The organism is Arsukibacterium sp. (genome assembly GCF_033722355.1).
Taxonomy (GTDB): domain Bacteria; phylum Pseudomonadota; class Gammaproteobacteria; order Enterobacterales; family Alteromonadaceae; genus Alishewanella.
On the sequence record NZ_JAWVZF010000094.1, the window covers coordinates 1 to 10,283 of the forward strand.

General features: G+C 52.8%; 12 protein-coding genes. 11 read left to right on the plus strand and 1 reads right to left on the minus strand.

The features are described 5' to 3' along the window. Window positions 1-1,356 (minus strand): hypothetical protein (locus R3177_RS09575; RefSeq protein ID WP_318970814.1); only part of this gene is annotated, 1,356 nt, incomplete at its 3' end. Window positions 1,357-1,414: 58 nt separating this feature from the next. Between R3177_RS09575 and ccmA the strand changes: the two genes are divergently transcribed. From ccmA to wecB, 11 genes are all read left to right on the plus strand, one after another. Next, complete coding sequence (gene ccmA / locus R3177_RS09580; protein ID WP_318970815.1) at window positions 1,415-2,128, plus strand: cytochrome c biogenesis heme-transporting ATPase CcmA; 714 nt, start codon at window positions 1,415-1,417, stop codon at window positions 2,126-2,128. Then, entirely contained in the window at window positions 2,122-2,784 is a 663-nt protein-coding gene (ccmB, locus tag R3177_RS09585) for a heme exporter protein CcmB (RefSeq protein WP_318970816.1), read from the plus strand. The genes ccmA and ccmB overlap by 7 nt, the downstream gene beginning before the upstream one ends. Before the next feature lies 1 nt (window position 2,785). Continuing rightward, window positions 2,786-3,520, plus strand: coding sequence for a heme ABC transporter permease (locus tag R3177_RS09590; RefSeq protein WP_318970817.1), 735 nt, complete (start codon window positions 2,786-2,788; stop codon window positions 3,518-3,520). A 3-nt stretch (window positions 3,521-3,523) separates the two neighbouring features. Then, window positions 3,524-3,724, plus strand: coding sequence for a heme exporter protein CcmD (gene ccmD / locus R3177_RS09595; protein WP_318970818.1), 201 nt, complete (start codon window positions 3,524-3,526; stop codon window positions 3,722-3,724). Then, window positions 3,724-4,254, plus strand: coding sequence for a cytochrome c maturation protein CcmE (ccmE, locus tag R3177_RS09600; protein ID WP_318970819.1), 531 nt, complete (start codon window positions 3,724-3,726; stop codon window positions 4,252-4,254). The genes ccmD and ccmE overlap by 1 nt, the downstream gene beginning before the upstream one ends. A gap of 11 nt (window positions 4,255-4,265) precedes the next feature. Continuing rightward, window positions 4,266-6,245, plus strand: coding sequence for a heme lyase CcmF/NrfE family subunit (locus R3177_RS09605; protein WP_318970820.1), 1,980 nt, complete (start codon window positions 4,266-4,268; stop codon window positions 6,243-6,245). Beyond that, window positions 6,238-6,825, plus strand: coding sequence for a redoxin family protein (locus tag R3177_RS09610; protein WP_318970821.1), 588 nt, complete (start codon window positions 6,238-6,240; stop codon window positions 6,823-6,825). The genes R3177_RS09605 and R3177_RS09610 overlap by 8 nt, the downstream gene beginning before the upstream one ends. Beyond that, on the plus strand, window positions 6,822-7,304 hold the full coding sequence (locus tag R3177_RS09615; protein WP_318970822.1) for a cytochrome c-type biogenesis protein: 483 nt from the start codon (window positions 6,822-6,824) through the stop codon (window positions 7,302-7,304). Before R3177_RS09610 ends, R3177_RS09615 begins: the two co-directional genes overlap by 4 nt. Next, window positions 7,301-8,503, plus strand: coding sequence for a c-type cytochrome biogenesis protein CcmI (gene ccmI / locus R3177_RS09620; RefSeq protein ID WP_318970823.1), 1,203 nt, complete (start codon window positions 7,301-7,303; stop codon window positions 8,501-8,503). Before R3177_RS09615 ends, ccmI begins: the two co-directional genes overlap by 4 nt. A 1-nt stretch (window position 8,504) precedes the next feature. Then, window positions 8,505-9,365, plus strand: coding sequence for a VacJ family lipoprotein (locus tag R3177_RS09625; protein WP_318970824.1), 861 nt, complete (start codon window positions 8,505-8,507; stop codon window positions 9,363-9,365). Between the two features lie 82 nt (window positions 9,366-9,447). Beyond that, window positions 9,448-10,283, plus strand: an 836-nt coding sequence (gene wecB, locus R3177_RS09630) for a non-hydrolyzing UDP-N-acetylglucosamine 2-epimerase (protein WP_318970825.1), incomplete at its 3' end; no start/stop codon positions are given.

A 10,283-nucleotide genomic window follows, 5' to 3' on the forward strand; every position in this document is an offset into this window, starting at 1 on the left:
GGCAGCAAGAGCCGGTGGCGCCAGTGGTTTACTGATGTCCGGCAGGCTGCGTTGGATCTGGCTGAACAGTTGCTGTAACGGTGCCGGCAGATCCTGCATTGCCGTCGGCTGCATCAGCGGCTGCGATAATAAGGGTAACAGGTTGCGCCAGGCCTGCGCTTTACTGTCAGGCGACAGCGGAGGCAGTAACTGACTGGCGTTTGCGGTCCTGCTTTGCTGTAACTGATCTGAAGCTGCCGGTGCTGACTGCGCTGATATGCTTTGATTTACGCTCCGGGCGCCGTGCACGACCGTTTGCCAGCTAACATTTTTATCAGCTTGCTGCTGGCTGACGGTCAGTTGCTGACTGTGACCGCTTGCCTGCGACTGTAATTGCAATTGCCACTGGCCGTTCGGCGTTGCCGGCGGTTTGAGTTGCATCGTTATCGGTACCGGGCTTGACGCTGTGCCCGCACTGTTTGTGCTGCTGTTCGCCAGACTCTGCGCCAGTTGCGGTGGGACAGTAAGGGTTATCTGGCCCAGATTAATTTTTCCGCCGGCGGGCAACACTGTCTGATTAACTGGCGGCAGCTGACTGATCAGTGCCTGCAGCAATTGCTGCTGACGGCCCGTCGTCAGCGGCAACGTCTGGCCGCCGGCAGTATCTGGCTGCAGTATCAGTTGGCTGGCGCCGGTTTTCTGGTTAATGCTAAGGGTAAGCCGTAGTGGCAGCACCTCGTTTTTCTGGCCGGACAGGCTGGTCACACTGTCTCGATTGCCAGCGGCTGAGCGCAACGCTGTGTCTGCGGCGATGACCGCAGGTAGCAGCGTGTTAAAGGCTGCTATTTCCTTAGCAGACAACACCAGTAGCACCGGATTAGCATTGGCCGGGCCTGGGGTGGTAAGTTGCAACTGACCCGTTTTCAGATGAAGCTGCACAGGCAATGTTAACCTTTTGGCAGCCGGATCCGGCAGCGTGGCGGCAGTAGGCGATAGCGGCTCAAGCGGTAACTGCTGGCTCAGCCACTGGCTTATTACAGGCTGCAGCTGAGCGGGGCTTAAATTAATGGTGCTGACTGGCGGGGGCATTGCCTGTAGCGTCAGGGTATACTGGCTGGCTGGGCCTGGCGCCATTCTGACGTGCATCTGGGTACCAAATTGCTGACGCAGCTGAGCGCTAAGCTGTGCTGGCAGACTAATTGTCAGCGCGCCTTGTGGTGTTTGCAGTTGCAGCTGGCCGTGGCCGGAGAGCATCTGCAAACGGGCGTTATATAGTTCACCGGCCAGTAACTTTAGCTCAGTGTTGTTTGCCCCGTTATGCTGAGGTGTTAATGCAGGCAGGCTTTGCAACAATTTGTCCAGATTGATCTGGTTCATATTTCCCCTGATTAATCACATTGCACGATATGGATCTGATTCGTATTCCGGCTTCGGTATGCTACTATGCGCGCAATTTTATCAGCAGTCGATACCAGGGCCAGTGATTAAAACGCAGCCATCAGCAGCAGATACTGCCGCGCTCAGTCAGCCTGTTTTACAGGCCGAGAATTTAAGTTGTATCCGGCAGGACCGGGTACTGTTTTCCGGGTTATCACTTAAATTAAACGCTGGCCAGTTATTACAAATCCTCGGCAAAAATGGTGCCGGTAAAAGCTCATTATTACGTATTTTAGCGGGCTTAGCCGCACCTGACGATGGTCAGCTTTACTATCAGGCTAAGCCATTGGCGCAAAGCTTGCCAGCTTATTGCAGCAACTTATGTTATATCGGCCACCAGAGCGGGGTGCATGAGCAATTAACTGCTTTGGAAAATTTACGCTTCTGGCGCGCGGCTTCATCGCTTCAAGCCGGCGATGACTGGGCCCTGCTGGCCCAACTTGGCCTGGCCGGTCTGGAAGATGTTCCCTGCCGGATGCTTTCGGCGGGTCAGCAACGCCGGGTATCACTGGCCAGACTGTGGCTGACACCGGCCCGTATCTGGATCCTCGATGAGCCTTTTACCGCACTCGACCAGAGCGCGATCGGCTTGTTGCAGCAGCATCTGCTTGATCACCTGAACCGCGGCGGTGCCATTATTCTGACTACTCACCAGAGTCTGACGTTACAATTTCAGTCTCTGGTACAACTGGAGCTGGCCTACCGATGGTAACTCTGGTTTTTTTACAACGCGAATTGCGCTTACTGGCCCGGCAAAAGGCTGACTGGCTTAACCCTATTCTGTTTTTTATCATTGTACTGAGCCTGTTTCCGCTTGGCGTTGGACCAGAGCCCAATATGTTACGTAGTATTGCTCCGGGAGTCGTCTGGATTGCGGCTCTGCTTAGCGTTTTACTGGCAGCAGAGCGGCTATTTAAAGATGATTACCGCAATGGGGTAATTGAACAGCTGGTGGCAGGCCGGCAGAGTTTACTGGCGTTTGTTCTGGCAAAAACCTTTGCCAACTGGTTCAGCACCGGTTTACCGCTGATCCTGTTATCGCCGGTCGTGGCTTTATTGCTGGGGCTGGGGCAGGCCGCTCTCGCTGCTATGGCACTGACGTTATTGCTGGGTACCCCGCTGCTTAGTCTGCTAAGTGTACTTGGCTCAGCACTTACGATGGCCGCTGATAAAGGCGGAATTTTACTGGCGTTACTGATATTGCCGCTGTATATTCCGCTGTTAATTTTTGCCAGCAGTGCAATAGAAGCCGCCAGTATGGGGCTGGGGTATCAGGGACAGCTGGCTATTTTGCTGGCCATGTTATTATTGGCGTTGGCGCTGGTTCCGATGGCGGTAACCAGTGCATTGCGAATTAATGTGAGTTGATATGTTCAAGTGGTTAGATCCGTACGCAAAAAGCGAAACCCTGTATCATTTCTGTGGCAAGCTGTTGCCCTATCTGATGGTTACTGCATTGGCGCTGCTGTTGCTCGGAAATATCTGGGGCCTGGCGTTTACCCCGGCCGATTATCAGCAGGGTGATAGCTACCGGATCATTCACATTCATGTGCCATCAGCCATTATGTCGATGGGCGCCTATGCCGCTATGGCCAGTGCCGCTTTTGTTGCCCTGATCTGGCAGATTAAAGTCGCGCACTGGGCGGTACTGGCGATAGCGCCGATTGGCGCTGTGTACACGGCTATTGCCCTGATAACGGGCATGGCCTGGGGTAAACCGATGTGGGGTGCCTGGTGGGTATGGGATGCCAGGCTGACTTCGGAACTGATTCTGTTATTTTTGTATCTGGGCGTTATTGCGTTAAATGGTGCCTTCAGTGACCGTCAGGTAGGGGCGAAAGTGTCCAGTTTGCTGGCCCTTATCGGCGTAATTAACCTGCCAATCATTCATTTTTCCGTGGAGTGGTGGAATACCCTGCATCAGGGTGCCAGCATTACCAAATTTGCCAGACCATCAATTGACCCCAGTATGCTCTGGCCTTTGTTAATCAGCATCCTGGCATTTGCCGTATTACTGATGGCGCTGACCTGTTTACGGCTGCGTACCGCTATCCTGGTGAACGAGCAGCACCGGCCCTGGGTCAGAAAGCTGGTAGGAGGTTAACTTATGTATTTTCAATCGTTCAGTGATTTCCTGGCCATGGGCGGCTACGGCTTTTTTGTCTGGCTGTCGTTCGGCTTGACCTACCTGCTGCTGACGGGATTAATAGCCATCAGCATGTACCAGCAAAAGCAGTTTAAACAGCAGCTGAAAGCAACGATTGCCCGCGAAAAACGAGTTAAGCAGTATCAGGAGCAACAAGTCTAATGCAACCACGACGCAAAAAACGCCTGTTTTCGATATTAGTGATTATCAGCCTTATCGCCGGGGCTATCGGTGCCATGCTGTATGCGCTTAAGCAGAATATCGATTTATTTTATACCCCAACCCAGCTGGTGGAAGGGTTGGGCAAAGACAAGGTTAAACCTGTGGTAGGCCAGCGGTTACGTATTGGCGGTATGGTGGTACCAGGTTCGGTATCCCGTGATGCAGACAGTTTAAAAGTCCGGTTTCAGCTGGTAGATACCGGGCCGATGGTCTGGGTTGAATACGACGGTATATTACCGGATCTGTTCCGGGAAGGTCAGGGTATTGTTGCGCAGGGCACCCTGGTGTCTGCAGATGTTATTGAGGCCAGCGAGGTGCTGGCAAAACATGACGAGGAATATATGCCGCCAGAGGTCGCTGAAGCGATGAAAGGGATACGGCATGTACCGCCGTCGCAGGCTAACTTCCCGGCAAGCACACGTTCGCCGGTAAGTGCTGACGAGCAACCAGCCAAACAACCAACTTATTAAGGGGCAGGGCGATGATAGCTGAATCCGGCCAGCTTGCGTTGACCTTTGCGCTGGCCCTGGCAATGCTGCTGGCGGTCGTGCCACTGTATGGCAGTTTTACCGGTAATCAGCGGGCGTTGCTGCAGGCAAAACCGCTGGCGATAGGCCTGTTTTTGTTCTGCCTGCTGGCCAAGCTGGCGCTGGTACACGCCTTTTTAACCAATGATTTTACTGTCATTAATGTCGCGACTAACTCCAGCTCTATTCTGCCCTGGTATTATCAGATAACAGCCAGCTTTGGCTCGCACGAAGGCTCAATGCTGCTGTGGATCCTGATGCTTGCCGGTTGGACAGCATTGGTGGCTGTTTTCTCTAAAGGCTTACCCCTTTTAATGCAGGGGCGTATTCTGGGCGTACTGGGGCTGATTAATATCGGCTTTATTGCCTTTTCGCTGTTTATGTCAAACCCGTTTGCCCGCAGTTTGCCATTTTATCCGGTGGAAGGGATGGACTTAAATCCGTTGCTGCAGGATTTTGGCATGATTATCCATCCGCCGTTACTGTATATGGGCTATGTGGGTTTTGCGGTGTCTTTCGCTTTTGCTATCGCCGCATTAATTGGTGGCAAATTTGACAGCACCTGGGCTCGCTGGGCTAGGCCCTGGACCCTCGCAGCCTGGCTGTTTTTAACCCTTGGCATTATGTTTGGCAGCTGGTGGGCTTATCATGAACTGGGCTGGGGCGGCTGGTGGTTCTGGGATCCGGTAGAAAATGCCTCTTTTTTGCCCTGGCTAGTTGGCACAGCACTGATCCACAGCCTGGCGGTAACCGAAAAACGCGGTACCTTTAAATCATGGACAGTATTGTTAGCCCTTGCTGCGTTTTCGCTCAGTCTGGTCGGGGCTTTTTTAGTGCGCTCAGGGGTACTGGTGTCGGTACATTCTTTTGCGGCAGATCCCGACCGGGGCATTTTCTTACTGGTGTTTTTGCTGCTGGTTATTGGCGGGTCGCTGGCGCTATATGCGGTGCGGATGAATTCGGTTCGCAGTCAGGCCCGTTATCAGCTGTTCTCCCGCGAAGTGATGTTATGGGGCAATAATGTCTTTTTGTTAACCGCCACCCTGGTCGTGTTTCTGGGAACTCTTTTTCCGTTGTTTCATAAAGAGCTCGGCCTGGGCACCATTTCAATTGGTGAGCCGTTTTTTAATCAGATGTTTTATTATCTGACAATTCCGTTTGCTTTGCTGCTGGGCCTCGGGCCCTGGGTGCGCTGGAAACAGCAACCGGTAAAACCCTTACTGGGGCCACTGAGCTTAATTGCAGTTGCCAGTCTGATACTGGCGACAGGCACCCTGGCCGCTATGCAGAGTGTCCAGGCTAATTTAGCCCTGCTTGGGTTGTTGCTGGGCGCCTGGGTTGGGGTGTCGGCACTTTATGAACTGTACCAGCGGCTCAGTCAGTTTGGCTCGGTCACTAAAGGGGTTTTTAAGCTGCAAGCCAGCCACTACGGTATGACTATCGCTCATATTGGTTTTGCGGTTCTGGTAGTGGGCGTGGCCATGACCAAAACCTACAGTACAGAGCGTGATGTGCGGATGCAAATCAATGACAGTATCAGCCTGGCAGGCTATACCTTTACCCTGCTGGACGTTTACCCGCTGGATGGTGCCAATTTTGGTGGCGAAGCAGCAGAGATTGCCGTCCATAACAGTCAGGGCAAATTTATCAGCCAGTTGCATGCAGAAAAACGCTTTTATACCATTCAACGCACGGTAATGACAGAATCAGCAGTCCATGCCCGGTTAAGCCGTGACTTATATGTGTCACTGGGCGAGGCCTTACCCGACAATGCCTGGGCGCTGCGGCTGTACGTAAAGCCTTTTGTCCGCTGGATATGGCTCGGTGGTCTGTTAATGGCGCTCGGCGCGCTGGTGGCACTGCTCGATAAGCGTTACCGGCGCCAAGGCGCTGTTGCTGTCGCGCTGAAAAAGGAGAATATCGCCAATGCGTAAACTGATGTTTTATATACCGCTGGCTTTGTTTCTGGCGCTCACATTGTTTCTACTCAGTGGCTTATTCTCTAACCCGATGGAACGGGAGTCTGTCACGACTGATAAACCCCTGCCGGCCTTTAATCTGCCAGATTTAATGAACCCGGCACTTCGCTGGCAGCCTGAACAATTGCTGGGCGAAACCTTTTTGTTAAATGTCTGGGGCACCTGGTGTCCCACCTGCAATGCTGAACTGAGCTTTATGACAGAGCTAAGAGAGCAGGGCGTTAAAATTGTTGGTTTATATTATGTGCTGCCCACTGATCCGCTATTGGGTGAACGCTTTGATTTAGCCGCGCTGCAAGCCGATGTCAGTAGCAAACTGCAGCAGCGGGGTAACCCCTATCAGTTTAATATTCTGGACGCTGAGCGCAGCCTGGCCCTGGATTTAGGGGTAAGTGGGGCACCGGAAACCTTTATCATCGATAGCTTGGGCATAGTGCGCGCCCATCACATTGGCGACATCAACCCCCAGGTGTGGCGCAGCAAGCTGGCACCGCTCTATCAGCAGTGGCACCAGCAAGACGGAGCTAAACCATGAAAGCGTATTGCTGGTTTGCCATGCTTCTGCTGCTAAGCCTGCCGCTGCAGGCCACCGAAGAGGTATTACGTTTTGACAATGAAGCGCAGCGCCAGGCCTATCAGCAGTTAACGGCAGAATTACGCTGCCCGCAATGTCAGAACCAGAATATCGCAGACTCTAACGCGGTCGTGGCGGTGGACATGCGCCAGAAAACCTACGATATGATTATGCAGGGCAGCAGCCGCGATCAGGTACTCGATTATATGATTAACCGCTACGGCAACTTTGTTCATTATCAACCGCCTGTTAATCGTTATACCTTGCTGTTGTGGCTGGCTCCGCTGCTGATGCTGCTGGGGCTGTTTGCGTTGCAGTTTTACCGGCGCCGGCAACAGGCCGCTGAGCATACCAGCCCCCTCCCTGCCGATAATACACCGTCACAGAAGCTGGATGCAGAGCTGGATAAACTGATCGAACAATACCGGAGTAAGAAATGATGTTATGGCCGTTGCTGCTAAGTGCTCTGCTGATGCTGGTACTGAGCGCCATTATTATCAGCTGGCCCCGTAAGGCCGGTACAGCTGCTAATCAGACTCCGTTACAACTGTTTGAAGAGCGCCTGCAGTTGCTGGCCCTGGCGCGTGACAGTGGTGAGCTGGCAGAGCAGGACTTTGCAATTGCCGCCGCCGAACTTAAGCAGCAATTTAACCAGCAACAGCACACCGAGCATTATCAGCAACCAAAGCGGCAACTGTGGTGGCATCTGGGCTTGCTGCTGTTTGTGTTTTTAGCTGTGGCGCTTATTTACCGCTTTAATGGCCATTACACTGAACTTAACGACTGGCAGCACGCCAGAGCCGAACTGGCAAATTATGGCGAACGGGCATTGCTTGGTCAGGGCGAGCCATTATCCGCACAGGAAACCCGGCTGTTTGCGCTGGCACTGCGCACCAAACTGGCCGAGGAGGGAGATGACGCCGTCGCCTGGATGCTACTGGGGCGGATCTGGATGTCACAGGGTTTAATGGAAGATGCCATCGAGGCGTTCGAAAAATCGCTGGCACTGAGTCCAAACCGGATCCCGCTGTTGCTTAATTTTGCCCAGGCCCTGATCGTCGTTGGTGGCGATGATAACCTGGCCAGAGCCGGACGGGCCGTGGCCAGAATTTTACTGGCTGAAGCTGATAACCTGGATGCTATGTCGCTTATGGCTTTGATTGCCCACGAGAAAGGCGATAGCAGCGAGGCGATTAAAGCCTGGTCATTGCTGGCAGACAAACTGGAACCGTCAGATCCCCGTTACCCGCTGGTGTTAAGCAAACTGAATGAACTGGGCATCGAAAGCCCGGTGGCGACAGGCCGGCAAATCAGGGTGAGACTGACGGTGGCGCCGGAACTTGCGGCACAAAATCCACAGGCCAGTTTATTTTTATTTGCCCGTGCTGCACAGGGGCCTAAGTTGCCGCTGGCCGTGCAGCGGATCCCGTTGCCCAGTGGCGAGGTGGAATTAGTACTGGATGAGAAAATGGCGATGCAGCCAGACTGGAGTCTGAGCCAGGCCGATCAGGTGGTGGTTGTGGCACGGATGTCTCAGGCAGGCACGGTGGAACAACTGGCCGGCGATCTGCAGGCAGAATCAGACGTACTTACTTTTAACGATGCGAAAATCAGCGTAACGCTGACACTGGAACCCTGATATGGCTGGACATACTCTGATGCTGCGTTTTGCTGTGCTACTGACGCTGACATTTACCCTGTTTATAACCGGTTGTGCCAACAAACCGGCATCACCGTCAAAGCCAGCGCAGGCGGGCGAGGCTGGGCAAGCCACAACTCAGAACGAGTTCGTTGCAGCGGCAGAAGCGGCAGAGCCCGTAGTACCTACTTATAATGACCCGCGCGATCCGCTCGAACCACTGAACCGGCCGTTATGGGATTTTAATTATGATGTGCTGGATAAATATCTGTTACGGCCGGTGACTGTCGGCTATATGAAAGTGGTGCCTAAGCCAGCCCGTAACGGCCTGATTAATGTGGTTGACAACCTGAGTGAACCTGCCAGTTTCGTCAATAGTTTATTACAGGGTAAACCCGGGCGCGCCGCTACCAGTGCCGGTCGGTTTCTGGTTAATTCCACCGTTGGTATTTTCGGTTTGTTTGATGTCGCCGCCAGAATGGGCCTGGCCGAAGCCGATGAAGACTTCAACCAGACCCTGGCAGTATGGGGCGTGGGCGATGGCGCTTTTCTGATGATCCCGGCACGGGGCCCAAGCACCGTGCGCGATACCGCAGGCAGCATTGTCGATAGTCTGTATTTTCCACTGGCATTGTTAAACACGCCGTTGTCAGTTACCCGGTTTACCATTAAAGCCCTCGACAGCCGTGAGCAGCTGATGAATGTTGAACAAATGCTGGAAGACTCCTTAGACCCATACTCTTTTGTCAAAGAGTCATATTATCAGCGTCAGGAATTTAAAATTTATGACGGCAATCCGCCACAGCCCAAAGAAGAACAGCTGGATGACGAACTGCTGGATTATCTTGACGAGTTCCAGTAAATAAATGGTCACGGTCTCTTTAGCCGCTGTGGCAAAAAAAGAGCAGCGTGATTTAAACGGATAGCCGGAATTAAGGATTATTATGATTAAAGTGCTCAGTGTATTTGGTACCCGCCCCGAAGCGATTAAAATGGCGCCGCTGGTCAACTTATTAAAAGCGGACAGTGAAATTGACAGTCGGGTCTGTGTGACTGGTCAGCACCGGGAAATGCTGGACCAGGTGCTTAGTCTGTTCGAAATCGTTCCTGAATATGATCTGGCTATTATGAAATCCGGCCAGGATTTATACGATGTCACCACCAGCATTTTATTAAAAATAAAGCCGGTACTCAGAGACTTTACCCCCGATATCGTGCTGGTACATGGTGATACCAGTACCACCTTTGCTGCAGCGCTCGCCTGTTATTATGAAAAAATTGCGGTAGGCCATGTCGAAGCCGGTTTGCGTACCGGCAATATTTACAGTCCATGGCCGGAAGAAGCCAACCGCAAATTAACCGGGGCGATTACCCGGTTGCATTTTGCCCCGACGGAAACCTCAGCAGCCAATTTGCTGGCAGAAAATGTACCTGGCACCCAGATTATTGTAACTGGTAATACGGTCATCGACGCGCTGCTGCAGGTTGTCAGCAAAATCGGCGAAGACCAACAGCTCAGTGGCGCTTTTGGCCAGCAATTTCCGTATGGCCAGCATGGCCGGCGGCTGATACTGGTTACCGGCCATCGGCGCGAAAGCTTTGGTGGCGGCTTTGAGCAGATTTGTGCCGCCCTGGCAGAACTGGCGCAGGCTTTTCCGGATTGCGATTTCGTCTATCCGGTGCATTTAAACCCCAATGTCCGGGAACCGGTATACCGGTTACTGAGTGATGTCAGCAATGTTCATTTAATACCACCACAGGATTATCTGCCTTTTGTTTA